We start from the raw sequence: 25,115 nt of genomic DNA on the forward strand, positions 1-25,115 counted from the left end.
GGGCCGGGCCGCGCGCGGGGAGCGGAGCGAGCCGCCTTGATGAAGTAGAGAAAGTCTTATCCCGCTGGGATCAGGCGCTTGCCGTCATGGCTCCGCACGTGAGGCCCGTTGCCGTCCAAGGCATCCAGCAACCTGACCGCGAAGACCTCCGACATGCGCTCGCTGACCTCGTCCGGCGTGAGCCACGAGACAGCCGTCGACTCGCTAGACGTGCGCTCGATGCCGCCGGACGGCTTGCAGCGGAAGACCAGGGCCACGATTCCGCGGGGCAAGTTCTTGTAGACGCCGGTCAGTTCGGCCACCTCGACGTGGATGCCCGTCTCCTCCAGGACCTCGCGGGCTACGCCGGCCTCGGGGGTCTCGTCGAGTTCGAGGATGCCGCCGGGGAGTTGCCAGGCGCCGTTGTCGGCTCGGCGGATCGCCAGGAGGCGGCCGTCCTCGCGCACCACCACTCCGGCCACGGACACGGAGTGCAGGGGAGACGGGTTCGCTTCCTGTGGTTGACTCATGTAAAGGAGCATAGGAGGCAGAGAAGGACTATGGGAACTGCGGCGGGAGGGGTCGGTTCCGGGCCTCGGTACGTGCAGATCGCGGACGAGATCGTGCAGCAGATCCGGGCGGGGATTCTCAAGCCCGGTGACATGGTGCCGAGTGAATCCGAGCTGGTGGAGCGGTACGGCGTCTCTGGGGGGACGATCCGTAAGGCCATGGTCGAGGTGCGGGCCAGCGGGTTGGTCGAGACCCGGCACGGCAAGGGTTCGATCGTGAAGAGCCGGCCTCCGGTACGGCACCGGTCCTCCGACCGTTTCCGGCGCTCGCTCCGCCAGGGAGGCCAGGCTGCCTACCTCGCCGAGTCGGCACAGTCCGGCGCCACCGCCAAGGTCAGCGTTCTCTACATCGGCCCCATGGACGCGCCTGAGGACGCCGCCCAGCGTCTGGGCGTCCCTGTCGGCGCGCAGGTGCTGGCCCGTCGGCGTCTCTACTTCCGCAACGGCACTCCCGTCGAGTCCGCGACGTCCTACCTGCCTTGGGGCGTAGTGAAGGACATCCCAGAACTGTTCGCCGAGAACCCGGGCGGCGGTGGTATCTATGCCCGACTCGAAGATCACGGCCACGAGTTCGCGGAGTTCGTCGAGACGCTGCAAGCGCGGCCGGCCTCCAAGGCGGAGTCCTCAGAGCTTGCCCTGAGCACAGGGGCTCCCGTAGTTCACCTGATCCGCGAAGCCCGTACGACCGCGGGTCTCGTAGTCGAGGTGTGCGACACCCTCATGGCCGCTGACCAGTTCGTTTTCGAGTACCGGATTCCTGCTGACGACTGACGGTCGCTCAACTTTGCTCAACCCGTCGTGAGTTCCTCCTCGCGGCGGGTTGACTCATGTACAGGAGTCATGCACTCTTCTTCATGTCACTCATGTACATAAGTGCAGGAGCTAGGCATCTATAGAGGAGTGATCTCTGTGCGTCAGATCCCCGTCGACACTTCCGGCGCCGTCGTCATGGTCGCCAAGTCCCCGCAGGTCAAGGTCCGTGACCGCCGCACCGGTGAGATCGCCACCGACACCGAAACCGGGGCGAAGCTCATGACGGTGGACGTGATGTTCGCGGCCAACGAAGAGGTGGAGATCCTTTCCGTCACCGTCCCGGAGCCCGGCATCTCCGGTGAGCTGGCCATGGGCACGCCCGTCGCGCTCACCGGTCTGATCGCCCGGCCTTGGGAGAACGACTTCAACGGGCAGAAGCGGCACGGCATCGCGTTCCGCGCGGTCGCGGTCACGTCCCTCGCGGGCGCTGCCGCAGGCGCTGAGGCGGCCTGATCATGACCGTCTACGCGGTCTCCCTGGTGGTGGTCGCCGCTGCCGTAGGCGTTCTGCGGTGGCGGCGCCCCGCCTGGTACTGGTTGACCTTCGGGGTCACGCTGGCCGTGGTGCGAGTCCTGGTTCGGTACAGGTCGGTCATGGACGCCTGCGGGCTGACGGTTCCGGCCGCGCGGTGGCGCCTTGCCCTGGCGCGAGCCACCAACCGGCCGATACCGGAACCGCGTTCGCCGCGCGTCCTGCGGATGCGGCCGACCCGCACCGGCCTGGTCCTACGGCTCAAGCTGCGCCCCGGACAGGACGCCTTCGACGTCGCTGCCGCCTCGGACCGGTTACGGCACTCGTTCTCGATGTACGGCGTCGCCTCGCGGGAGGTCCGGTCCGGCGTCAGCTGCGGATGACCGGCTACGACGTGCTTAAGCGGGTGCAGATGCCGGCCGAGACCGACCCACGGCCCATGCGGGTCCCAGTTGCCCTGCGGCAGGACGGCTCGGTGCACTACCGCGACTACCGGGCGATACCCCACGCCCTCACCCTCGGCGCCACGGAGTCAGGGAAGTCCGTCTACCAACGCAACCTGGTCGCCGGACTTGCGCCGATGGACGTCGCCCTCGTCGGTATCGACTGTAAGCAAGGGGTGGAGCTGTACCCCCTGGCCCGTCGGTTCTCCGCGCTGGCGGACGACGCCGACACCGCCGCTGAAGTGCTCGATGCGCTGGTCAGCCGTATGGAAGGCGTCTACCAGCTCATACGGTCTCAGCAGCGGATCACCTCTGACGTGCCGGATGCGGAGATCGCCGCCGACATCTGGGACCTCCCCGACGACCTGCGCCCGGTCCCGGTCGTGGTCCTGGTCGACGAGGTCGCGGAACTCGCCCTGTACGCCAGCAAGGACGAGGAGAAGCGCAGAGACCGGATCATCACCGCTCTGGTCCGTCTCGCCCAGCTCGGCCGCGCGGCCGGCATCTACCTCGAAATCTGCGGGCAGCGCTTCGGTTCTGAACTCGGCAAGGGCATCACCATGCTCCGTGCCCAGCTCACCGCCCGCACCGCCCACCGTGTCAACGACGAGACATCCGCCAACATGGCCTTCGGCGACATCGCCCCGGACGCTGTTCTCGCCGCCATCCAGATCCCTGCCGAAAAGCGTGGACTCGCCATCGCGGGCGACTCCTCCGGAGGCTGGCATCGCATCCGTGCCCCGCACACGTCGCTCCGCCAGGCCGTGAACATCTGCAACCGGTACTCCGAACGGACACCGATTCTGCCTGAGCTGGCCGCATTCCGGCCCGTTCTCTCCGCCTCCGCCGCGCCCGTGTCGCTGGCCAAGGCGTCCTCGGCCACTGCCTGACTCGTCCGGCCCCTTCGGCCGACCACCCCCGCGCCATGTCCCTACCCCCGCCATGCCCGAACAAGGGAGAACCGTCATGTGCCCCGCCTGCGAGGACTTCGCCCGAACCGTGCTCCTGCTGGGTCAACTCGCCCTGTACGCCGACATGGACGGCGCCGACCTCGACTTCGTGGAGGTCGTCAGCCCGGCCCTCGCCGTGTCGTTGCCCGAGCCGCCGCCCGGCATGTTCCCCGACGACTCCGACGGCGCCTCCGCCGACCCCGGCGATTCCTGATGGGAGCCCGTCGCGGTCTCCGGGTCGACGCGATCCTGGTCCAGGCCGTCATCGCCGGCGCCCTCTCTTTCGCCCACCTGCACGACCTGGCCGCCGCTGCCGGACAGAGTGGATGGAAGGCGTGGGCGTATCCGGTCAGCGTCGACCTGCTCCTGGTCGCCGCTTGGCGGCGCCTGCGCAGCGAAGGACCCTCCCGGCTGGCCTGGTGCTGGTTCGTCGTCGCGCTGTTCGCCTCGCTCGGAGCCAACGTCGCCACCGCTGGGTTCCTCGACCTGGCGAACCCGCCCGCACTGCTCCGTCTTGGCATCGCCGGTTGGCCCGCGGTCGCGTTTCTCGGTGGAACGCTTCTCGCCCATTCGCCCGATGCAGAGCCGGAGCAGGCTCGACCGGCAGCCGTCGCCGATGTTCCGGAAGTTGATCAGTCGGTACCGGAAGCGGTGCCTGAGCCCGATGTGGTCACCACTCCCGTCACGGACGACCCCGCTTCATCGTCGCCGGTGGTACCCCCACCGCAGGTCCCCGCCGTCCTCATCGAGCACGCCCGCAAGGTCGCCGACGAGTACCGCGCTCGCACCGGAGCTCCGATCGACCCGGACACCCTCCGATCCCGCCTCGGCGTCCCGTCCCAACTCGCCGACGCGATCGCCGCCCAGCTCGTCTGACCGGAAGGAGATCCCCGCGATGCCTGCCCGCGAGAACTTCCACTCTGTGATGCGGATCGGTCCTGTGCAGATCGGTACCCACCGCGACCGTCACGGCCGGACCACGCACGCCGCCGTCTGCACCGCCGACCGCTGCGGCTGGTCCGCCGACTACTCAAGCCAGACGGCCGCCCAGCTCGCCGCTCGCACCCACCGCTGCCACGTCCGCTAGGAGACACCGTCCATGAACGTCCCTCTCTGGCTTGCCCTGTTGGCCGTCGGTTGCCTCGGCGTCAAGCTCATCCGCCCGCCCTGGTGGCTCATCGCCGTGCTCCTCCTCGGCGGCTACCTCCTGGCCGACAGCGTGCTGGCCCCCGTCATCGACACCGCCGTCAAGTAGCCCGGCGAGAAAGGAGAAACGCCATGTTCCGACCCAAGCTCCCGACCATGCCGCAGCCGACCAGCCTGCCCGTCGTGATCGAGCCGACCACCGTCACTACCGGCAGCCAGGACCCCCAGGTCCCTTCGGCGCCTGTAGCCCCCGTGCCGTCCCGCCCCGTCGTCCAGCTCACACCTGGCACCGCCCTCGCCATGGTCGGCGGTGGTACGGCCGTCGTCCTGGTCCTCGGCACCGTCCTGGTCTCGCTGCTCCTGGCAGTCGCGATCACCGGTGCCTCGGTCGCCGTCTGCGCGGTCGTTTTGCGCTCCCTGCTCGCCTCCGGCGCCAAGCGCCGCTGACCGACTCCTGGGCGGCCTCGATACCGCCAAGCATCCGCCGCCCAGGAGCCGTCCCTGTCCGATCTCGCAACCGGAAGGAACCTCCAGCATGGCCTACCGGGCCACACCCAGGACACAAAAGCCGGCAACGTCCGCGCAACGACTCGACCCGATCACCCTCGGAGACGTCCTCCGGGTCGCCTCGGCCTCCGACTACGCCCGCTGGGAAGACCAGGTCCGTAGCACGGGTGGCTGCTCCGACCCGGTCCACCTCGCCGGCTGGACCCTCCACAAGGACAAGACCACCGGCGAGACGCTGCACCACTACTCCACCGCCAACGAGCCGGGCGGCCGCCTCCGCCTCGCCTGCGGCAACCGCCGTGCGTCCCGCTGCCCCGCCTGCGCCTGGACCTACGCAGGTGACACGTACCACCTGATCCCTGCGGGCCTCGCCGGAGACGAACGACGGGACATCCCCGCCACTGTCCGCGAACACCCGCGCGTCTTCGCCACCCTCACGGCCCCTTCCTTCGGCCCGGTCCACAACCGCCCCGATCGTGGCGCGTGCCACTGCGGGACCCCGCACGCCCCCGACAGCCCCGAACTGGGCACACCGCTCGACCCGGACACCTACGACTACGCGGGTGCGGTCCTCTTCAACAACCACGCCGGTCAGCTCTGGCAGCGCTTCACCACGCGCCTCCGCCGCGAACTCGCCGCCCGCGCCGGCCTGCCGCGCAGGGAACTCGCTGAGCACCTGCGCGTCTCGTACAGCAAGGTCGCCGAATTACAGAAGCGCGGTGCCCTGCACTTCCACGGCGTCGTGCGGCTCGACGGCCCCGACGGTCCAGGAGCGCAGCCGCCCGCCTGGGCCACGGTTGATCTGCTTACGGACGCGGTTCGCGCTGCCACCTCGCACTCGTACACGTCTGTCTCGGTCGCGGCCGCCGACGACCAGCCGGCGCGGACCTTCCGTTGGGGCCGACAACTCGACGTCCGCCCGGTCAAAGCCTTCGGGGACGGCTCCGACATCACCGAGCAGGCCGTTGCCTCGTACGTCGCCAAGTACGCGACCAAGGCCGCCGAGAACACCGGCACCCTCGACCGCCGTATCGGCGAACTAGCCGAACTCGACCGCCACCGCGTTCCCGACCACGCTCGGCGGCTCATCACGGCGTGCCGCGACCTGGACGCCCTGTACCCCGACCGACGGCTCTGGGCCTGGGCGCACATGCTCGGATTCCGCGGGCACTTCTCGTCCAAGTCGCGCACCTACTCCACCACCCTCGGCAGCCTCCGCCAGGAACGCACGGAGTACCGAGCCGCACAGGAAGCCGCTGTCGTCGGCCTCGCCGACCGCGAACCGGACACGGTCCTCGTCCTCGCCGACTGGCAGTACGCCGGCCACGGCCACACTCCCGGCGAAGCGGCCCTCGCGGCCACCATCGCCCGCGATCTCCAGACCAACCGCGAGACTCTTCGCCACGCTGTACTACTGCGGGCCGCGCCCTGAGGAAGCCGTGGCCATGCGGGTGGAGGACGTGACGCTGCCGGTCCCCGACAGCCGCGACCAGTGGTGCGAGCTGCTGATCCACACAGCCACGCCGGAGGTGGGCAAGCAGTGGACCGACACCGGCAAGATCCATGAGGAGCGGGACCTCAAGGGTCGTGCCGAGGGGGAGACGCGCACCGTTCCGGGTCATCCGGCCCTGACGCGCATCCTGCGGCGGCACATCGAGAACGAGGAGCTTCGGCCCGGCGACCTGCTGTTTCAGGGAGAGAAAGGCAGCGTCCTGGCGGGTTCCGTCATCCGCCGAGCCTGGCGCAGCGCCCGCCAAGCCGTACTGCCTGCCCACGTCTTCGCGTCACCCACCGGCAAGCGGGTTTACGACATCCGGCACACGCGCCTGACCAAGTGGCTCGACGACGGGATCCCGCCCGCCCAAGTGGCCGACTGGGCCGGCAACAGCGTGCCCGTGCTTCTGGCCACCTACGCCCGGTGCGTCGAGGGACAGCTTCCCGATCTCAAACGGCGACTGGAGGCTGCGGGGGATCTGCCCGAGCGGCCGGATGTCGGCTGACGGAGCCCCCGAAAACTTCGACACGTATTCGACACGGCCACCCGCCAAAACCCGGTGACAGCCGGACAGCCCCGGAGTCTTCCCATGATGTGAGGGAGGAGGACGGGTCTTCGGCGTGCCTGCTGAAACGGCGCCTGACCAGCAAAAAGCCCTTCCCGGAGGAAGGGCCAGCAGATGCGCCCCCGGCAGGACTCGAACCTGCGGCCAAGCGCTTAGAAGGCGCCTGCTCTATCCACTGAGCTACGGGGGCCTGGTGCGGGTCAAGGATAAAGCTCCCCGTTCCTTGACCTTGTCGCCGCGCCTCCGTGGCTCGATGTGGAGGTTCGGTGAAGCGGTCAAGATAATCGCAGGCGGGTACGAATCATGCATCGCTTTTGCGCCCTGACGCGCCGGGTGTTGTGCACTCGTTATGCCGGGAGGGGGCCCGCGTCCCGGTCGTCCCCTCCGTCCGGTCTGTCCTTTCGGCGCGCAGGCATGTCCATATGCTTCAGAATTCCCCTAAAATTGGGCATTCTTCGCATGTGGTGACCTTGGACGTACGCCCTCAGCTACTCGACGCACTCGCTGCTCTGCGCGACCGTGTCGCCGCCGCACGCTTTCCGCTCCCCCTGGCGGGGGCCTCGCGCGTGCGCGCCAACCGGGACGAGCTGCTCGCCCAACTGGACGACTATCTCGTACCCCGGCTGCGCTCGCCCGACGCGCCCCTGCTGGCCGTGGTCGGCGGATCGACCGGGACCGGGAAGTCGACCCTGGTGAACTCCCTGGTCGGGCAACGCGTCACGGAGGCGGGCGTGCTCCGGCCGACCACCCGTACCCCCGTACTCGTCTGCCATCCGGAGGACCAGCACTGGTTCAGCGGCATGCGCGTACTGCCCGACCTCACCCGCCGCTGGGAGCCGCACCAGGAGAAACCCGGCAGGGACAGCGACACGCCCGTCGACGACCACGCGCGCGTGCTCCGCGTCGAGACCGCCGAAACCCTCCCACGCGGGCTCGCCCTGCTCGACGCGCCGGATGTCGACTCGCTGGTCGCCGACAACCGCGTACTCGCCGCGCAGCTGATCTGCGCCGCCGACATCTGGATCATGGTCACGACGGCCGCCCGGTACGCCGACGCCGTCCCCTGGTACCTGCTGCGCACCGCCAAGGAGTACCGCGCCACCCTCATCACCGTCCTGGACCGCGTCCCGCACCAGGTGGTCGCCGAGGTCTCCCGCCAGTACGGCGCCCTGCTCACCAAGGCCGGGCTCGGCGAGGTGCCCCGGTTCACCGTGCCCGAGCTGCCCGAGTCCGCGTGGGGCGGTGGACTGCTGCCCGCATCCGCCGTCGCCTCGCTGAGCACCTGGCTGCACCACCACGCCCAGGACCCTGGCGCCCGTCGCAGCGCCCTCACCCGTACGGCGTACGGCCTGCTCGACTCGCTGGGCGCCCGTGTGCCGGAGCTGGCGAGCGCGGCCGCCGCCCAGTACGCGGCCGCCCTCCGCCTCATCGCCGCCGTGGACGGCGCCTACGACAGCGAGCACGCGCGCGTGCGCGGCCGGCTCCAGTCCGGCACCGTCCTCGCCGGGGACGCCCTCAAGCGCTGGCGCGCCTACCCGCTGGACTGCACCGCCGCCGAACTGCTCGACGCGCTCACCGAGAGCCTCGGCGCGCTGCTGCTGTGCGCCGTCACCGCCGCCGACGAGCGCGTGGACGAGGCGTGGCGCCGCGAGCCCGCCGCCCGCGCCCCGGAACTCGCCGACCGCGACGCCGCCGCTGAAGGCGCCGAGCACCGCATCGGGCTCGCGGTACGGCGCTGGCGGCGCGAGCTGGAGGAGTACGCCGAGGACGAGGTCCGCGAGCTGGAACGCGGCAACGCCCCCGACGCCGAGACGGTCGCCGCCCTGGCCGCCGCCGTCGTACTGGGCGGACGCCGGGCGCGTACGGCGGGTGAGGGGCTGGCCGAGCGGATCGGGGCGCACGGCGCGCTGCGGCTGCGCGACCGCGCCGGGCGCCTGCTCACCGAGCACGTCGACCGCGTCCTGCACGGCGAACGCGAACGCCGGCTCGCCCCCATCGACGCCCTGGACATCCACGCCGAGTCGCAGGCCGAACTCATCGCCGCGCTGTCCGTACTGCAGAAGGAGAGGTGACCGGTGACCGCCGCCGCCCAGAAGGACCAGATGGATCACGTCGACGACCCGGGTCCCGCCGCTGAGGGGCCACGCGCGCGCGTGGAGGGCGATCAGCATCCCGAGGACGGCGACCGGCGTCCGGGCGACCGGCGTCCCAAGGACGGCGGCGAGGCTCCCGCCGAGGGCGAGGTCTGGGACGACGGCCTCATCGCCCGGCGCGCCACCGAGGACGACGCACCCCCGGAGGCGCCCGCCCGTGGCGCCCTGACCGGCGGCCCCCCGGCGCCTCTGGCGTACGACGGCCCCCTGCGCTCCCGCCTGGACGCGCTGCGCGAACTCGTCGGTCTGTCCCGCGCCCGTCTCGACAACCAGACCCTCGCTGAGGCCGCCCGCGTCCTGGACGAGTCCACCGCGCGGCGCAAGCTGTCCGGGCAGCACACCGTCGTCGCCATCGCGGGCGCGACCGGCAGCGGAAAGTCCCAGCTGTTCAACACCCTCGCCGGGGTACCGATCTCCGAGACCGGCGTACGCCGTCCGATGACCGCCGCGCCCATCGCGTGCAGCTGGAGCGACGGCGCCGCGACCCTGATCGACCGCCTCGGCATCCCCGGCCGGCTGCGCCGCCGCCCGCTGCAGAGCGCCGAGGCCGAGGCCCAGCTGCGCGGGCTGGTCCTGATCGACCTGCCCGACCACGACTCGGCCGCCGTGCGGCACCGCGAGCACGTCGACCGGGTCCTCAAGCTCGTCGACGCGGTCATCTGGGTGGTCGACCCGGAGAAGTACGCCGACGCCGTGCTGCATGAGCGCTATCTGCGGCCGATGGCGGGCCACGCCGAGGTGATGTTCGTCGTCCTCAACCAGACCGACCGCCTGCCCCCGGAGGCCACCGAGCAGATCCTCGACGACCTGCGCCGCCTGCTGGACGAGGACGGCATCGCGCTCGGCGAGTACGACGAACCCGGCGCCACCGTCCTCGCGCTGTCCGCGCTGACCGGCGACGGCGTCGGCGACCTGCGCGAGGCGCTCGGCGCGTTCGTGGCCGAGCGGGGCGCGGCGGCCCGCCGGGTCTCCGCCGACGTGGACGCGGCAGCCGCGGATCTGCGGCCGGTGTACGCCGCCGGGCAGGGTGTCGGGCTCAGCGAGGAGGCGCGGGAGGAGTTCTCCGGCCGGCTCGCGGACGCGGTCGGCGCCACCGCCGCCGGGGAGGCCGCCGAACGCGCCTGGCTGCGCAGCGCCAACCGCGCCTGCGGCACGCCCTGGCTGCGGCTGTGGCGCTGGTATGAGGACCGGGGCGGCCCGCAGACGAGCAGTCTTCCGGTGCGCCGGCAGCCGGACGCCGAGGCGACCGCGCGCCAGCGCGTCGAGCAGGCGGTCCGTACGGTCTCCGACCGGGCCGCCGCCGAGCTGCCCACGCCCTGGGCGCAGGCGGTGCGCGAGGCGGCGGTACGAGGGTCGCAGGGCTTGTCGGAGTCGCTGGACGAGCTGGCGGGCCAGGCCGGGCTGCCATCGGGCCGTCCGCCCCGGCCGGGCTGGTGGCCGTTGGCGGTGCTGGCGCAAGCGGCGATGACGCTGCTGCAGATCGTGGGCGGCGCGTGGCTGGTCGGGCAGATCGCTGGGGTGCTCGCGCCGAACCTGGGCGTGCCGGTGCTGCTGATGCTGTGCGGGATCGTGGGCGGCCCGCTGGTGGAGTGGGGCTGCCGGCTGGCGGCGCGTGGGCCGGCGCGGCGGTACGGGCAGGAGGCGGAGCGCCGGCTGCGGGAAGCGGCGGCGAGCTGTGGACGGGCGCGGGTGCTGGACCCGGTGGCGGCGGAGCTGCTGCGGTACCGGGAGGTACGGGAGCAGTACGGGCGGATCGCGGGGGTGGGGGTCGGGCGGTAGGGGCTTCCTGGGCTGGACCGAGCTGGGCCGGACCGAGCTGGGCTGGACCGAGCTGGGCTGTGGACGGCGCGGCCACCTGATCGGGTGACGGAGTTGTCCACAAGTGGGGGGCTGTCCACAGCGCTCGGCGGGGTGGGGCGGGTGGGGCGCAGTCTGGTGCCACGGCGATCGCACCGCCTGCCCGACCCGGATCACGGGGTCGGGGGGACGGGCGGGCTTCGCGGTCGGCGGTCGTGCGGCGCGCCACGAGTGAGACCGGTGCGCGCCGCACGGCACAGGAAGCCGTACGGGACAGGCCCGTACCGGCACCGGTTGCCCGGCGGTGAGCGCGGGGCGAGGGAGGGGTTCAGGATGAACGAGACCGTGCTGTGCGTGGTGGGCAATGTGGCGACGCGTCCGGTGTACCGGGAGCTGCCGAACGGCCCGTCGGCCCGGTTCCGGCTCGCGGTGACCGCGCGGTACTGGGACCGGGAGAAGAATCTCTGGACCGACGGGCACACCAACTTCTTCACGGTGTGGGCCAACCGTCAGCTCGCGGTCAACGTGGCGGCCTCGGTGGAGGTGGGGCAGCCGCTCGTGGTGCAGGGGCGGCTGAAGGTGCGCACCGAGATGCGCGAGGGGCAGCAGCAGGCGTGGGCGTCGGCCGACATCGACGCGGTGACGATCGGCCACGATCTGACCCGGGGGACGGCCGCGTTCCGGCGCTCGGCGAAACCGGAGACACCACCTCGGGTGGAGACGCGTCCGGAGCCGCAATGGGAGACACCGGCTGCGGAGCCGGAGGAGCAGCAGAGTCAACAGAGCACGGAGGAAGTATTGGTGACATGACGTCATACATCACCTGACCGGGACGCGGCTTATCGGTGAATGCGCCTGGACCGCCCTCTGCAAATCGGTGGATTTGTCGATAAGCCAAGCTCAACAACCTTGCCCGCGATAACGATTAAGGCTCGGATCAGCCGTCCCGTCGGCTGACCGCGAGGTGTGGTGTCCGTTGATCCATAGGATGCCCAGGCGTACCCCCAGGGGTTGGTGATTGCTGCTGGCGGGACCTCCCTCCGTGTCCAACGGGTCCTGCTCGAAGGGGAATTCTGTGCTTTCCGCGTTCTCCGGGTTCACCCGGTCCACCGCTCCCGTCCGGGTCGGTGCCATGGCGCTGGCCTGCGGGCTCGCGGCGGCGGGTGTGCTGTCCGGTGCCGGTACGGCCCTGGCCGACGAGACCCCGCAGACGCAGAACGGCGCTACGGCCACGGTCAACGGCTTCAAGACGTACGGCGATGCCGTGATCCACGAGGACGGCACCGACCTGCGGGTACCGGCGGGCCTGTTCGACATGTCCGTGGACGGTGGCGGCACCCTGCAGACGTACTGCGTCGACCTGCACAACCCCACCCAGCGTGACGCCAAGTACCAGGAGGCCCCCTGGAGCGGCACCTCGCTGGGCGCCAACAAGAACGCCGGGCGCATCCGCTGGATACTCCAGCACTCCTACCCGCAGGTGAACGACCTGGACGCACTCGCCCGCAAGGCCGGCGCGACCGGGCTCACCGAGCAGGACGCGGCGGCCGGGACCCAGGTGGCCATCTGGCGCTACTCGGACGCGGCGAAGGTCGACGCGGTCGACCCGCAGGCCGAGAAGCTCGCCGACTACCTGGAGAAGACCGCCCGCCCCGCCGCCGAGCCCCGGGCCTCGCTCACCCTGGACCCGCCCGCGGTCTCCGGCCGCCCCGGTGACCTGCTGGGACCGGTGACCGTACACACCGACGCCGCCGGCGCGATCGTCTCGCCCCCGGCGGACGCGGCCGCCCAGGGCGTACGGATCATCGACCGCACCGGCAAGGTGATCACCTCGGCGCAGGACGGCACCCAGCTGTACTTCGACATACCCGAGGGCGCGCCGGACGCCACGGTGCGGATAGGCGTGCAGGCGTCCACCACCGTGCCGGTGGGCCGCGCCTTCGCCTCCGAGTCGCGCAGCCAGACGCAGATCCTGGCCGGCTCCAGCGAGTCCACGGTCTCCGCGACCGTCGACGCGACCTGGGCCGCCGAGGGTGCCGTACCGGCGGTCTCGGCCCGCAAGAACTGTGCCAGGGGCGGGGTGGACGTCACGGTCGCCGACAAGGGCGACGAACCGTTCACCTTCGACCTGCTGGGCACCTCGCACACGGTCGCCCCCGGCAAGGCGGAAACGATCACGGTCCCCCTGAAGGAGGACCAGTCCTACGACTTCACCCTCACCGGCCCCAACGGCTTCACCCAACGCTTCACCGGCGTGCTGGACTGCGCCACCCAGGGCCCGGCGACGGCGGCCTCGGCCCAGACCCTGAGTGAGCCGACCCCCATCACCCTCCCGGGCGACGCCCCCACGGGCACCGATCTGGCAGCGACGGGCGGCTCCACCCTCACGCCGGTCATCACGGGCGCGGCGATCGGGCTGGTCGTCATCGGCGGGGCTGTGCTGGTGATTCTCCGGGGGCGGGAGAACAAGGCGGGGGAGTAGGGGGTATTCCGGCGGAGGCCGCCCTCGACTTCTCGTAAGTTGCGAGGTGGTGCTCGACCACCTGGAGGGCATCGGCCGGACCAGGGCCGAGTTCTTGGAGCGTTGACGCGAATCATGGGTGCTCCAGGGACTGTCGATCACATGGTGATGAGGCGGCTTGTGAAGCCGTCCTGGACGAGGGATTCATACGCGTCCCGCACGTCGGCCGGGACCTCCTGGTCGACGGCGAAGCCGAGTTTCGGGTACTCGATGATCCGCTGGAGGTCGCCGACGAGCATGTCGAGGACGAGCTTCTCGTCGCCGATGGACTTCAGGTAGTCGTCGAACTCCAGCGGCTCCGAGGCGCAGAGGAATTCGACATCGGGCCAGAGCCTGCGGGCGGTCGCGTACGACCGGCGTTCCATGTAGGGCTTGCAGACGAGCAGCACGGTGGTCGGGGTGATGCCGGCGGCGGCGAGGGCCTCGCGGGAGAGGGTGATGTTCTGCCCGGTGTTGCCGGCGTTCGGTTCCAGCAGGATCGCCTCGGTGGGGACGCCCAGTTCGATGGCGTGCTCGCGGAAGTGGACGGCCTCGCCGCGTGGGAAGACGTCGACGGTGGTGGGGCTGTTGCCGCCGGTGAAGACCAGGGTGGGGAACAGCCCGGCGCGGTACAGCCCGGCGGCGTGGGTGGCGACGCCGAGGTCGTGACTGCCCAGGCCGATCGCCGCGTCGGCGGGGCGCGGCTGATGGTGCAGCTGGTGGTAGTCCCAGATCCGCGCGGCCTGGTGCCACTGGTCCTCGGTGATGGCCTGCTGGTCGTCGCTCACGGCTCTCTCCCTGTCACCGTCGCGAGGGGCCGGCCGGCCCCTCGCTCATGGCCTTCACGCCCTCGATACTGCGCAGTTGGTGCACGAGCCCGTACTGCGCGGCCGTACGCGTGGCCTGATCGAGGACGCGGAGCCCATCATCCCGGGTCGCCGCGTCGGAGAGCAGGATGTGGCCGTGGGCGGTGTCCAGCCGGACTCTTTCCATGGGCGAGTCGGTGTTCCCGCTGCCACGGGCGACGTCGATGAAGTGCAGGGCCTGGCCGAGGTCGCCGGCGCCACGACGGGCCAGGGCGATCTTCTGGTGTGCCACCGACCAGTCGTCAGGTTCGGCGAGATCCTCGAAGTCTCGGACCGCGGCTCGCATGACGCGGGTCGCGTAGTCGTGCCGGCCCTTCTTGCTCAGCGCGGTACCCACCCACAGGCGGGCCCTGGCGCGGTCCCGGCGGGAGAGCCGGTCGTCGTCGGTGAGGGTTTCGTAATGGCGGGCGGCGATCTCCAGCTCGCCGGACATTTCGGTGACCACGGCGAGGGAGAGGTCGAGCTGCGCGATCCGCCGCGGGATGCCGAGCTGGACGAAGACCGAGCGAGCCCCGGCGTATGAGTGCTGGGCGGACAGTGGTCCGAGCAGGCGACCCTGGTCGCGTTTGAGGTCGCCGAGGAGCGCGGTCGAGCGGGCGAAGAGGTACAGGCCCTTGTCGTCCAGTTCCCGGACATCGAAGCGGACCAGCCAGCGGCTGAGCAGGCTGTCCGCGAAGGCGAACTTCTGACGGGAGAGCGCGACTCCGGCCCGGTCCAGGTCCTCGGCCCACGACTCGTACGCCCAGAGACGGGGTCCGGTGTCGTTGACGTGCCGGGCGGGATGCCGCGCCGGACCGGTCAGCTCGGCCATGAGCATCTCGAAGCGCAGGTGGGCAGAGGCGTCCGCACGTGCGAGGGCGGTGTCGAGCATGGCCTGGGTGTCGGGTCTGGGTGCGGTGTCAGCGCGCTTGCTCTCCCATTTCGAGACGGTGGCGACGGCCACGCCGAGGTGCTCGGCGAAGGCCCGCACGCTCAGCCGCAGGGCGAGACGGAGCGCTCTGGTCTCCAGGCCGGTCCAGTGGTGCACGGTCGCCACACGTCACTCCCTTCCACCACCATCGAAGCAGAACGCGTGCGGGCGGCGGGACGAAAGTGGAACGGAAGTAGAACGGCCGGTGATTGGCCGCAGGTTCGGCGACATCCATGCTCGGAACCATGTCGCAACCCACCACGCGGCCTCGTCCGACCGGGCACCCCGGTTACAGCGAGACGCTGCCGCGCGTCCCCGAAAGCGCCGGGACCGCACGCCGTCTGGTACGCGCCGCCCTCTCCGCTTGGGGGCTGAACGATCTGACGGACGACAGTCTCCTGATCGTCTCCGAACTCGTGGCCAACGCCGTACGGCACGCCCGGCGGGACTCGATCCGCGTGATGGTGGAACGCCGGACACCGCGCACGGTCCGCGTTGCTGTGGCGGACTTCTCCCTTGACCGGCCCGAGCCAAACCCACGGACGGCTGACGCGGAGGACGGGCGCGGACTCTTCCTCGTCACGGCACTCGCAACGAACTGGGGCGCCGACGAGCGCCGCTGGGGGAAGGTCGTATGGGCGGAACTGGAGGGACACGGGTGACCGACGAGACCCCCGCGCGCAGCATGGCCCGAGCCCACCTGTCCCAGTTGATCGACATGTTCGGCATGGACGGCTGCCTGCGGGTCAGCACGGACTCGGCCTCGGACACCGGCGACTCGACCCCGGGCAGGGCCTCCGGCGGGGACGAGCCGCAGGGCGACGACCAGACCTGAAGGACGCCTTCTCCGGTGGGCGGCCTCCCGCCCGCGCCGAGTGATGGTTACCCAAAGTGGCAGGCCGGGCGATGGGCAGCGGTGAACCCCCAGCTCACAGCCCCCCGCCGACACGCGTTTCCTCCCAAGGCCAGCCGTACGGCAAGATGGGTGTGTCTGCCCACTGCCTGATTTCAAGCTGCCGGACGGTTTCTCTTGGCTGAGTTCATTTACACCATGCGCAAGGCGCGCAAAGCGCACGGCGACAAGGTGATCCTCGACGACGTCACCCTGAACTTCCTGCCGGGGGCGAAGATCGGCGTCGTCGGTCCGAACGGTGCCGGTAAGTCGACCGTGCTGCAGATCATGGCGGGGCTGCAGCAGCCCTCCAACGGTGACGCCTACATCTCCCCGGGCTACAGCGTCGGCATCCTGCTCCAGGAGCCCCCGCTCAACGACGCGAAGACGGTCCTGGAGAACGTCCAGGAGGGCGTCGCCGAGATCAAGGGCAAGCTCGACCGGTTCAACGAGATCGCCGAGCTGATGGCGACCGACTACTCCGACGCGCTGCTCGACGAGATGGGCAAGCTCCAGGAGGAGCTGGACCACGCCAACGCCTGGGACCTCGACGCCCAGCTGGAGCAGGCCATGGACGCCCTGGGCTGCCCGCCCGGCGACTGGCCCGTCACCAACCTCTCCGGTGGCGAGAAGCGCCGTGTCGCGCTCTGCAAGCTGCTCCTGGAGCAGCCCGACCTGCTGCTCCTCGACGAGCCCACCAACCACCTCGACGCCGAGTCGGTGAACTGGCTGGAGCAGCACCTCGCCAAGTACCCGGGCACCGTCGTGGCCATCACCCACGACCGGTACTTCCTGGACAACGTCGCCGAGTGGATTCTTGAACTCGACCGCGGCCGCGCCTACCCCTACGAGGGCAACTACTCCACCTACCTGGAGACCAAGCAGACGCGTCTGAAGGTCGAGGGCCAGAAGGACGCCAAGCGCGCCAAGCGGCTCAAGGAAGAGCTGGAGTGGGTGCGGTCCAACGCCAAGGGGCGTCAGGCCAAGTCCAAGGCTCGCCTCGCCCGCTACGAGGAGATGGCGGCCGAGGCCGACAAGATGCGGAAGCTGGACTTCGAGGAGATCCAGATCCCGCCGGGCCCGCGTCTGGGCAGCATCGTCGTCGAGGTCAACGACCTCAACAAGGCGTTCGGCGAGAAGATCCTCGTCGACGACCTGAGCTTCACCCTGCCGCGCAACGGCATCGTCGGCATCATCGGCCCGAACGGCGCCGGCAAGACCACGCTGTTCAAGATGATCCAGGGCCTGGAGACCCCGGACTCCGGCGGCATCAAGGTCGGCGACACGGTCAAGATCTCCTACGTCGACCAGACCCGCGCCAACCTCGACCCCAAGAAGACGCTGTGGGAGGTCGTGTCCGACGGGCTCGACTACATCAACGTCGGCCAGGTCGAGATGCCGTCCCGCGCCTACGTCTCCGCGTTCGGCTTCAAGGGCCCGGACCAGCAGAAGCCGACCGGCGTGCTGTCCGGTGGTGAGCGCAACCGCCTCAACCTGGCGCTCACCCTCAAGCAGGGCGGCAACCTGCTGCTCCTCGACGAGCCCACCAACGACCTCGACGTCGAGACGCTGTCCTCGCTGGAGAACGCGCTGCTGGAGTTCCCCGGCTGCGCCGTGGTCGTCTCCCACGACCGCTGGTTCCTGGACCGGGTCGCCACCCACATCCTCGCCTACGAGGGTGACTCCAAGTGGTTCTGGTTCGAGGGCAACTTCGAGTCCTACGAGAAGAACAAGATCGAGCGGCTCGGCGCCGACGCAGCGCGTCCGCACCGCGCCACCTACAAGAAGCTGACCCGGGGCTGATCGCACCTTGCGCCACATCTACCGATGCCCCCTGCGCTGGGCGGACATGGACGCGTACGGCCACGTCAACAACGTGGTGTTCCTCCGCTATCTGGAGGAAGCCCGTATCGACTTCCTGTTCCGCCCGGACAAGGACTTCCAGCAGGGGTCGGTCGTGGCGCGCCACGAGATCGACTACAAGCGGCAGCTCGTCCACCGGCACCATCCGGTGGACGTCGAGCTGTGGGTCACCGAGATCCGGGCCGCGTCCTTCACCATCACCTACGAGGTGAAGGACGCGGACCTCGTGTACGTACGGGCCTCCACCGTCGTCGTGCCCTTCGACTTCGAGGCCCAGCGGCCGCGCCGGATCACCGCGGAGGAGCGGGAGTTCCTCCGGGAGTACCGGGACGAGGCCGCCGAGGAGGAGGCCGTCGCCGCATGACGGTGCTCCACCTCGCCGACGGGACGGAAGCGGCCGACCTCGCCGCCTTCCTCACCCGGCTGCTCCGCTACGACCGTGCGGCCGCGGTACGCCTCCAGGCGGCCGGGACCGCGCTCGCCGTGTTCGGACGGCCGCCCTCCTTCGAGGTGCTCGCCGTCCGCGCGGTACGCCTCGCCAAGCCGTACGAGGACGGGCTGGACGCCACTCTCGACATGACCGTCTCCGCGGGCGAGCTGCTGGAGTCGGTGGACGAACGCGCGGCCACCGCCGCCGTGCCCGCCGCCGTCACCGGGCCCCCGTGGGCCGGTGTGCTGCCGCCGCGCGCCGGGTGGCGGGCCGAGCCGGGGCTGCCCGGACCGGCGGTGCTGCACCGGACGGTCGCCGGGTCGGTCGCCGAATTCCGCTCCCGTATCGAGGAGTTGGCGCCCGAGCTGCGTACCCGGGCCGAGCTGGACCGGATCGGGCGGGAGATCTGGTCCCGTGAGGTCGGGCCGACCCGGCTGCCCGTGCGGGCCGTGCACGCGGCGCACTCGCTGGGCTTCCTGCGTCCCCCCGGGCCCGACAGCACCGAGGAGACCGGTCTGTTCTCCTCCGGGGCCTGGCTCCGGCTGCGCACCCCCTACGGGTCCGTCGCCGTGCGGCGGGCCGGGCTGGGCGCGCTGGGCGTCAGCGTGCGCTGAACCCCCGTACGAACAGCTTCACTCCGCCGTGTTCACCATCGACGCGGCCGCGTACGTCAGGTAGTTCCACAGCGTCCGCTCGTGCTCCTCGGACAGGTCCAGCTCGTCCACCGCGTCCCGCATGTGCCGCAGCCAGGCGTCGTGCGCGGCCCGGTCCACGGCGAAGGGCGCGTGCCGCATCCGCAGCCGGGGGTGGCCGCGCTCCTGGCTGTAGGTGGTGGGGCCGCCCCAGTACTGGATCAGGAACAGGGTGAGCCGCTCCTCGGCCGGCCCGAGGTCCTCCTCCGGGTACATGGGCTTCAGCAGCGGGTCCTCCGCGACGCCCTCGTAGAAACGGTGGACGAGCCGGCGGAAGGTCTCCTCCCCGCCGACCTGCTCGTAGAAGGTCTGCTCCTGAAGCGTGCCACGTCGGATCTCGTTCACCCGTCCATGGTCTCAGACCGGGGGGCCCAGGACTCAAGGCGTAGGACCCGGCCGACCGGCCGCCGCCGCGCCCCCGAAACGCCCCTAATGTGGACATATGGGCGCCTACGACTCCGAGCTGACCGCCGTGGCCGCCGAGGCGCGGGCCGCGCTGATCCGGCAGATCGACCGCGACGGCGCCTGGCGCGCGGACCCCGTCTGGCGGGAGGCGTTCGCCGGGGTGCCCCGGCACCTGTTCGTGCCGTACTACTACGTCGGTGTCTTCGGCGGCTACGAACGGCACGCGGCCGACGACCCCGATCCGGCCGGCCGGGAGCGCTGGGCGCGCGGCGCCTACGCGGACGCCCCGCTGGCCACCCGGCTGCACGACGGTGAGCTGGTCTCCTCCAGCAGCCAGCCCTCGCTGATGGCGCGCATGCTGGTCGCGCTGAGGGTCCGGGCCGGCGACCGGGTGCTGGAGGTCGGCACCGGCACCGGCTACAACGCGGCCCTGCTCGCCCACCGCCTCGGCGACGACTCCCTGGTCACCACGGTCGACATGGAGGACGAGATCACCGGGCCGGCCGCGCGCAACCTCAGCGTGGCCGGGTACGACCCGGTGGTGATCACCGGCGACGGGGCGTACGGGGTACCCGCGCACGCCCCCTACGACCGGATCATCGCCACCTGCATGCTGCCCACGGTGCCGCGCCCCTGGATCGACCAGTGCGCGCCCGGCGCCCGGATCATCGCCCCGCTCAACAACGGACTGCTCGCCCTCACCGTCGACGGGTCCGGCCGCGCGGAGGGCCGCTTCCTGCGCACCGGCGCCTACTTCGTGCCGCTGCGCGGGGCCGGCCGGGCGCCCGCCGAGCCGGCGTCCACGCGGGAGTTGCCGGGCCGGGCGTGCGAGCAGGAGTCGTTCCGCTTCCTGCTCGGGCTCGTCCGGGGCGCGCTGGAGCCCTCGCGGGCGTACGCGCTGTGGGAGAGCGCGGGCATGCCGGACCGCGAACGGTACGGCGTCACGGTCAGCGGCCCCCGCGTCTGGGCCTGGCTGGACGACCCTGAGGGCCGCCACGCCTGGCCGCTGCCGTGAGTGCCCCGGTTGCTCAGCCCCGGCGGACGGTGATCGTCGTCCAGGCGCCCACGTGCACCCGGTCGCCGTCCTGGAGCGGAACCGGTACGAACGGCTGGATCGGCTCGTCGGAGCCGTTGACCGTGGTGCCGTTCGTCGAGTTCTGGTCCACGACCGCCCAGCCGCCGTCCGGCTGCTGCACCAGCACCGCGTGCTGGTGGGAGACCCCGGGGTCCTCCGGCGGCACCGACAGATCGACGTCCGGGGTGTCGCCGGTGGAGTGCCGGCGGCGGCCGATGGTCACCTGGTTGCCGGTGAGCGTGCGCTGCTGCTCGGGGGAGTACGCGGGCAGGTTGAGCCCCGCTGCCTCCGGGCCGGAGCGCTGCATCATCGCCATGAAGTAGTCGCGGTCCGGGCCGATGGTCGCGGTCCAGGTCGCCGGTCCCTGGGGGGCCTGCGGAGCCTGGGCGTAGCCCTGCGACTGGCCCGGTCCGGGCTGCGGGTAGCCGTAACCGCCGCCGGCACCGCCGGAGGGGGCGTTCGACGGGGGCGGGGAGATCACCCAGTCGTCGTCGGCGAAGGACGGGTTGCCGGCCGGGGCACGCCCGCTCTCCGGCGGGAAGCCGGCCGGCGCGGACGGGCCGGACGGGCCGGGCTGCGGGGGAGCCTGCCGGGAGGGAGCCGCCCCGAAGGCCGACGGCTCACGCCCGAAGGGCGGGGGTCCAGGCGGGCCACCCTGACCGGAGGGACCGCTGGACCCGCCGGGGGCGCCGGGGGCACCGGGGCCGCGCCGGCCACCGAAGTCGCCCGGAACACCGGAGCCGCCCTGGTGACCGGGGGCGCGCTGCCCGCCGAAGTCGCCGGGAGCACCGGGCCCGCCCTGGTGACCGGGGCCGCGTCGGCCACCGAAGTCGCCGGAAGCGCCCGAGCCACCGGAGCCCGCCGGGCCGCCGGCGACGCCCTGGGCACCGAAGCCTCCAGAGTTGCCGGAGCCGCCTTGGCCGCCGAAGCCCCCCGAGTTGCCGGGACCACCCTGGCCACGGAAGCCGCCGGAGTTGCCGGGACCTCCCTGACCGCCGTGACCCCCGGGCCCGCCAGGTGTACCAGGACTACCAGGACTACCGGGACCCCCAGGGCCGCCATAGCCGGGCCCGTGCCCCCCGGAGCCCCCTGGACCCCCGACACCACCCGGAGCCCCAGGCCCACCGGGACGGCCGGGCTGCCCCGGCCCTCCCTGCTGACCAGGACCGGGAGGGCCAGAAGGACCGGGAGGACCGGTAGGGCCAGGCCCGCCCGGCCCCCCGGGACGGCCGGGCTGTCCCGGCCCGCCGTCGAACCCCGGCGGAGGACCGGATCGGCGCTCGCCGTAGGGGGAAGGTCCGCCGGAGGTGGGCGGCGGGGAGGCCGGACGGCGCTCGGCGCCGAACGGCGTCGGGCCCGAGGGCTCGGTGTCGAACGAGGGTATCGGCTCGGCGGACCGGTTCACCTGCGAGGGCCGGGAACCGTGGTAGTCGAACCCGTCACCGCCGCCGCCGTACGGCTGGCTCGGCGGCTGGTAGCGCGGCTGCTGCTGCCGGGGCGGGGCCGCCGGGGTGTACGAGGTGGCGGTGTTGGTCAGGAAGTTCCACCGGCACTCCTCGCAGAAGGGTGCGCCGCCCTCGCGGGGCGTACGGCACTGCGGGCACAACTGCGCCTCGCCGCCGGGGGACGGTCGTCCCTCGTCGTGGGACGGCGGGAACCCGTAGCCGCCGCCGGACGGGGGCGGGGGCGGAGGCGGAGGCACGGCACCGGCCATGCGGTGACCGCAGACCTCGCACCAGTCGTCGGAACCCGACTGGTGTCCGTTCGGGCAGGTCGGCATGTCGGTGCTACCCCTTCTGCTGAGGTATCGGTGGCTACAGGGCCCCTGTCGCCAGGGTCACTTCTTGACGCGAACAGTCTTCGTGGAACGGGTCTCGAGTGTCATCTCGTCGGCCTCCGCGACCTTCGCCTTCAACCGCACAGTACCGGTCGGGGCATCGACCACGTCCACCACCTTCGCAAGCAGTTTCGCAGTATCCGCGTTCCCCGACACCCCCGCGAGCTGGACGGCACGTCCCAGTTTGGCCGTTGCTCCGTCCACATCACCGGCTTTGCGAAGGTCCAGCCCTTCCCGGATGACCTGTGCCAGTTCGGCCTGACCGGTGTAGTGGGCGACCTGGGAGTTGAGCGAGGTCGAGGCCGCCATGTCGTCGGTCCACACGGCCCGTACGAGCCCCTGCGCGCCGAGGTTCTGTACCTGTCTGTCCGGTCGGGCCGCCACCAGGGACACCCGCGCGGCCAGCATCTCCTGGCCCAGCCCGGCCACCGGGACCTCCACGCAGAGGTGGTAGTCGCGGGACTCGTCGCCCCAGGAACCGGTGGGGTAGTCCCCGGCGCGGGGACCCGCCTCGGTGCGCCGGTCGGTCAACTCCGCGACAGTGGGCGCGACTTGCTTGATGAACTTGATGTTCGTGCCGACCGGCGTCCACACCCGCAGGGCGACGTCGGCGACCTCCTTGCCCATCGTCGACTCCATGATCCGGGTGAAGTCGGCCGTCAGCCGGGCGGGATCGGCGACGATGTCGGCGGTGCCGAGCAACGCCGAGGCGATGCCTGTGACTTCTTTCACTTCCCAGTCGGTGCCCACGCCCCGCGCGTCACAGGTGAACCGCCCGGCACACGCGTCCAGGGCGTCCTTCAGCTCGGCGGCCGACTCGTGCTCGTTGCGCCCGTCGGTCAGCAGGATGCCGTGCCTGATCGACACGTCGGCCCCGGCCAGCAGCCGGTCCGCCAGCCGCAGCCAGGTGCCGATCGCGGTGCCGCCGCCCGCGCTGAGCCTGCGCAGCGCCTGCCTGGCCTGGGCCCGGGTGGTGGCGTCGGCCACGGCGAGCCGCCCGCCGCCCGGATAGACCTCGCGCGCGACATGGGTGCCGTCGACCACCCCGAAGTGCGTCCCGTCGCGCAGGGTGTCGATGGCGGCGGCCGTGGCGTCGCGGGCGTTGCGCATCTTGGTGGGCGGGTAGTCCATCGAGCCGGAGCAGTCCACCATGAGCACCACGGCGGCCGGGGCACCGGGACCGGCGGGCGCGCCGCCGCCCGAGGCCGTCACGGTCACGATGGCGTTGACCTCCCGGCCGCCCTCCGGCAGGAACTCGTTCTGGTAGACGTCCACCGAGAACCGCGGCCCGCCCGGCTTGGCGAAATTGGCCATGCTGGATCACATCCCCCTCGGACCCGCCCGCTCCCCGCGAGGCGGTGCGTTCTGGCGGACCGGTCCCCTCCGTGTCCGCCCGTGCTTCCCCGTACGTGAGGCCGCCGTGTCCGCGTGCGGTCACCCGGGCGGAGACGGCCTCAGGCCGATCCTGCCCCCTGCGGCGGCGCGGGGAACGGCACGACGGCCACTGTTACGTTGTCGTGGCCCCCGGCGTCCAGCGCGTGCCCCACCAGCACCCGCGCGGCGTGCAGCGGGCGGGCCGCCGCGTCCGGGGGCAGCACCTCGGCCATCTCCTCGGGCGCCTCGGCGTAGTTCCACAGCCCGTCGGTGCACACCAGCACCACACCCGGCCGGTCGGGCTTGAACGAGGCGGTGTGCGGCTCCAGTTCGTAGGCGTCGGCGCCGAGCCAGCCGGTGATGGCGTGGGCGCGCTCGTCGGCGTACGCCTCCGCCTCGTTCATCAGGCCGGCCGCCACCATCTGGGCCGCCCAGGAGTCGTCCTCGGTCAGCCGGGCCGGGGGCGCGGAGCGGTCGTCCGGCACCCAGTAGGCGCGGCTGTCACCGACCCAGCCCACCACCAGCAGGCCGGAGGCGACCACCGAGGCGACGATCGTGCAGGCCGGGGCGTTCTGGTGCGGGGCGTGCTCACGGGCGCCGTCGGGCCGCTCCGCGAGCGAGTCCACGGCCTTGGCGGCGGCCACGATCGCCTCGTGCATCGCCGCCTGCGGATGAGTGCCGCGCGGCAGGGCGGCCAGCAGCACGTCACCGGCCGCGCGTGCGGCGGCGGTGGACGCCTCGTCGGGGCGGGTCGCGGAGGAGACGCCGTCGCAGACCACGGCGAGCGCGGCGGGCGAGCCGTCGGGCAGCGCGGTGTGCGCCACGGCGAAGTCGTCCTCGTTGCGGTGGTGGCGCAGGCCGCGGTCGCTGACGGCGGCCACCGGGCCCGCCTCCCGCTCCATGTGGTCACGTTCGCGGGGCTGGGCGTGCCCGCAGTTCTCGCAGTAGCCGTCGCCGTCCACCCGGCCCGCGCGGCAGGCCACGCACACCTGCGCGGGGGCCTCGGCACGCGGGTCGGGGGCCTGCAACGGGTAATCCTCAGGCTCGTCGGGCTCGTCGGGCTCGGCGGGCCGGTCGAAGCGCACCCCGGACGCGGCCGGTTCGGGCCGGGGCAGCGGGGAGCCGGCGGAGTCGGTGCCCGGCACGTCGGCGGCGCGGTGGGCGCGCGGCTCGGTGCTGCCGGTGGTGGCCGGCTCCGGCTCGGGCCAGTCGACGTCGCCGTCCGGAGCGCCGGTCATGGTCAGCGTCGGCTGGTCCGCGGGCGGCGCGGGCACCGCGGACAGGTCGTATCCGCACGCGCCGCAGAAGAGGTCGCCCGCCTCGAGCGGCTCCGCGCAGCTCGGGCACTTGGGCAGTGCGGCCTGCTGGGGCATCTGTGACATG

26 protein-coding genes, 1 tRNA gene and 1 pseudogene are annotated in these 25,115 nt (G+C 71.7%); 20 read left to right on the forward strand and 8 right to left on the reverse strand.

Features of this window, described 5'->3' with window-relative positions:
• Nucleotides 1–56 precede the first annotated feature (56 nt).
• Entirely contained in the window at nt 57–521 is a 465-nt protein-coding gene (locus ACFWN1_RS07565; protein ID WP_384359199.1) for an NUDIX hydrolase, read from the reverse strand.
• 18 nt (nt 522–539) lie between these two features.
• Here ACFWN1_RS07565 and ACFWN1_RS07570 point away from each other — a divergent pair, with 18 nt between their 5' ends.
• The 10 genes and pseudogenes from ACFWN1_RS07570 (at nt 540) to ACFWN1_RS07615 (ending at nt 6,878) form a co-directional block, all read left to right on the forward strand.
• On the forward strand, nt 540–1,319 hold the full coding sequence (locus ACFWN1_RS07570; protein WP_384359200.1) for a GntR family transcriptional regulator: 780 nt from the start codon (nt 540–542) through the stop codon (nt 1,317–1,319).
• A gap of 138 nt (nt 1,320–1,457) precedes the next feature.
• Nucleotides 1,458–1,814 (forward strand): hypothetical protein, encoded by a 357-nt coding sequence (locus ACFWN1_RS07575; protein ID WP_031182347.1) that lies wholly within the window; start codon nt 1,458–1,460, stop codon nt 1,812–1,814.
• Nucleotides 1,815–1,816: 2 nt separating this feature from the next.
• A pseudogene (locus ACFWN1_RS07580) lies at nt 1,817–3,165 on the forward strand (FtsK/SpoIIIE domain-containing protein).
• A gap of 76 nt (nt 3,166–3,241) precedes the next feature.
• A complete protein-coding gene (locus ACFWN1_RS07585; RefSeq protein ID WP_350900247.1) occupies nt 3,242–3,439 on the forward strand; it encodes a hypothetical protein in 198 nt (65 codons plus the stop codon).
• Nucleotides 3,439–4,101 carry a DUF2637 domain-containing protein gene (locus ACFWN1_RS07590; protein WP_384359201.1) on the forward strand — a complete coding sequence of 221 codons (663 nt, stop codon included), beginning with the start codon at nt 3,439–3,441 and terminating at the stop codon, nt 4,099–4,101. Before ACFWN1_RS07585 ends, ACFWN1_RS07590 begins: the two co-directional genes overlap by 1 nt.
• Before the next feature lie 19 nt (nt 4,102–4,120).
• On the forward strand, nt 4,121–4,312 hold the full coding sequence (locus tag ACFWN1_RS07595) for a mobile element transfer protein (RefSeq protein ID WP_199587224.1): 192 nt from the start codon (nt 4,121–4,123) through the stop codon (nt 4,310–4,312).
• A 12-nt stretch (nt 4,313–4,324) separates the two neighbouring features.
• Nucleotides 4,325–4,480, forward strand: coding sequence for a hypothetical protein (locus tag ACFWN1_RS07600; RefSeq protein ID WP_199587223.1), 156 nt, complete (start codon nt 4,325–4,327; stop codon nt 4,478–4,480).
• 23 nt (nt 4,481–4,503) lie between these two features.
• A complete protein-coding gene (locus ACFWN1_RS07605) occupies nt 4,504–4,818 on the forward strand; it encodes a SpdD-like protein (protein ID WP_356102711.1) in 315 nt (104 codons plus the stop codon).
• Nucleotides 4,819–4,906: 88 nt separating this feature from the next.
• Nucleotides 4,907–6,310 (forward strand): replication initiator protein RepSA, encoded by a 1,404-nt coding sequence (repSA, locus tag ACFWN1_RS07610; protein WP_384359202.1) that lies wholly within the window; start codon nt 4,907–4,909, stop codon nt 6,308–6,310.
• A 13-nt stretch (nt 6,311–6,323) separates the two neighbouring features.
• On the forward strand, nt 6,324–6,878 hold the full coding sequence (locus ACFWN1_RS07615) for a hypothetical protein (RefSeq protein ID WP_384359203.1): 555 nt from the start codon (nt 6,324–6,326) through the stop codon (nt 6,876–6,878).
• Nucleotides 6,879–7,055: 177 nt separating this feature from the next.
• Here ACFWN1_RS07615 and ACFWN1_RS07620 read toward each other — a convergent pair.
• Nucleotides 7,056–7,128: transfer RNA gene (locus tag ACFWN1_RS07620), tRNA-Arg, on the reverse strand.
• Nucleotides 7,129–7,399: 271 nt separating this feature from the next.
• Here ACFWN1_RS07620 and ACFWN1_RS07625 point away from each other — a divergent pair.
• The 4 genes from ACFWN1_RS07625 (at nt 7,400) to ACFWN1_RS07640 (ending at nt 13,370) form a co-directional block, all read left to right on the forward strand.
• Nucleotides 7,400–9,010: a dynamin family protein gene (locus tag ACFWN1_RS07625; RefSeq protein ID WP_384359204.1), complete on the forward strand. Its 1,611-nt coding sequence runs from the start codon at nt 7,400–7,402 to the stop codon at nt 9,008–9,010.
• Between the two features lie 3 nt (nt 9,011–9,013).
• On the forward strand, nt 9,014–10,870 hold the full coding sequence (locus ACFWN1_RS07630; protein ID WP_384359205.1) for a YfjP family GTPase: 1,857 nt from the start codon (nt 9,014–9,016) through the stop codon (nt 10,868–10,870).
• A gap of 351 nt (nt 10,871–11,221) precedes the next feature.
• On the forward strand, nt 11,222–11,698 hold the full coding sequence (locus ACFWN1_RS07635; RefSeq protein WP_384359206.1) for a single-stranded DNA-binding protein: 477 nt from the start codon (nt 11,222–11,224) through the stop codon (nt 11,696–11,698).
• 322 nt (nt 11,699–12,020) lie between these two features.
• Nucleotides 12,021–13,370, forward strand: coding sequence for a Cys-Gln thioester bond-forming surface protein (locus ACFWN1_RS07640; RefSeq protein ID WP_384359235.1), 1,350 nt, complete (start codon nt 12,021–12,023; stop codon nt 13,368–13,370).
• 137 nt (nt 13,371–13,507) lie between these two features.
• On the opposite strand, the gene ACFWN1_RS07645 is transcribed toward ACFWN1_RS07640, so the two are convergent.
• Entirely contained in the window at nt 13,508–14,176 is a 669-nt protein-coding gene (locus ACFWN1_RS07645; RefSeq protein ID WP_384359207.1) for a YdcF family protein, read from the reverse strand.
• A 13-nt stretch (nt 14,177–14,189) separates the two neighbouring features.
• On the reverse strand, nt 14,190–15,290 hold the full coding sequence (locus ACFWN1_RS07650) for a helix-turn-helix domain-containing protein (RefSeq protein ID WP_384359208.1): 1,101 nt from the start codon (nt 15,288–15,290) through the stop codon (nt 14,190–14,192).
• A 119-nt stretch (nt 15,291–15,409) separates the two neighbouring features.
• On the opposite strand from ACFWN1_RS07650, the gene ACFWN1_RS07655 reads away from it, so the two are divergent.
• From ACFWN1_RS07655 to ACFWN1_RS07675, 5 genes are all read left to right on the forward strand, one after another.
• On the forward strand, nt 15,410–15,826 hold the full coding sequence (locus ACFWN1_RS07655; protein WP_384359209.1) for an ATP-binding protein: 417 nt from the start codon (nt 15,410–15,412) through the stop codon (nt 15,824–15,826).
• Nucleotides 15,823–15,999, forward strand: a complete 177-nt coding sequence (locus tag ACFWN1_RS07660) for a hypothetical protein (RefSeq protein WP_384359210.1) — start codon at nt 15,823–15,825, stop codon at nt 15,997–15,999. The genes ACFWN1_RS07655 and ACFWN1_RS07660 overlap by 4 nt, the downstream gene beginning before the upstream one ends.
• 195 nt (nt 16,000–16,194) lie before the next feature.
• Complete coding sequence (gene ettA, locus ACFWN1_RS07665) at nt 16,195–17,859, forward strand: energy-dependent translational throttle protein EttA (protein WP_384359211.1); 1,665 nt, start codon at nt 16,195–16,197, stop codon at nt 17,857–17,859.
• Nucleotides 17,860–17,866: 7 nt separating this feature from the next.
• Nucleotides 17,867–18,283, forward strand: coding sequence for an acyl-CoA thioesterase (locus ACFWN1_RS07670; protein ID WP_384359212.1), 417 nt, complete (start codon nt 17,867–17,869; stop codon nt 18,281–18,283).
• Nucleotides 18,280–18,963, forward strand: coding sequence for a hypothetical protein (locus tag ACFWN1_RS07675; protein ID WP_384359213.1), 684 nt, complete (start codon nt 18,280–18,282; stop codon nt 18,961–18,963). Before ACFWN1_RS07670 ends, ACFWN1_RS07675 begins: the two co-directional genes overlap by 4 nt.
• 18 nt (nt 18,964–18,981) lie before the next feature.
• Here ACFWN1_RS07675 and ACFWN1_RS07680 read toward each other — a convergent pair whose 3' ends face one another.
• A complete protein-coding gene (locus ACFWN1_RS07680) occupies nt 18,982–19,386 on the reverse strand; it encodes a globin (protein ID WP_384359214.1) in 405 nt (134 codons plus the stop codon).
• A gap of 97 nt (nt 19,387–19,483) precedes the next feature.
• Here ACFWN1_RS07680 and ACFWN1_RS07685 point away from each other — a divergent pair, with 97 nt between their 5' ends.
• Nucleotides 19,484–20,461: a methyltransferase domain-containing protein gene (locus ACFWN1_RS07685; RefSeq protein ID WP_384359215.1), complete on the forward strand. Its 978-nt coding sequence runs from the start codon at nt 19,484–19,486 to the stop codon at nt 20,459–20,461.
• A gap of 13 nt (nt 20,462–20,474) precedes the next feature.
• Here ACFWN1_RS07685 and ACFWN1_RS07690 read toward each other — a convergent pair whose 3' ends face one another.
• The 3 genes from ACFWN1_RS07690 to ACFWN1_RS07700 all read right to left on the reverse strand — a co-directional run bounded on the left by ACFWN1_RS07690 (nt 20,475) and on the right by ACFWN1_RS07700 (nt 25,114).
• Nucleotides 20,475–22,301, reverse strand: coding sequence for an FHA domain-containing protein (locus tag ACFWN1_RS07690; protein WP_384359216.1), 1,827 nt, complete (start codon nt 22,299–22,301; stop codon nt 20,475–20,477).
• A 57-nt stretch (nt 22,302–22,358) separates the two neighbouring features.
• Nucleotides 22,359–23,672 (reverse strand): VWA domain-containing protein, encoded by a 1,314-nt coding sequence (locus tag ACFWN1_RS07695; protein ID WP_384359217.1) that lies wholly within the window; start codon nt 23,670–23,672, stop codon nt 22,359–22,361.
• 140 nt (nt 23,673–23,812) lie between these two features.
• A complete protein-coding gene (locus ACFWN1_RS07700; RefSeq protein ID WP_384359218.1) occupies nt 23,813–25,114 on the reverse strand; it encodes a PP2C family serine/threonine-protein phosphatase in 1,302 nt (433 codons plus the stop codon).
• Between the last annotated feature and the right edge of the window lies 1 nt (nt 25,115).

The organism is Streptomyces sp. NPDC058459 (assembly GCF_042721685.1).
GTDB lineage: Bacteria > Actinomycetota > Actinomycetes > Streptomycetales > Streptomycetaceae > Streptomyces.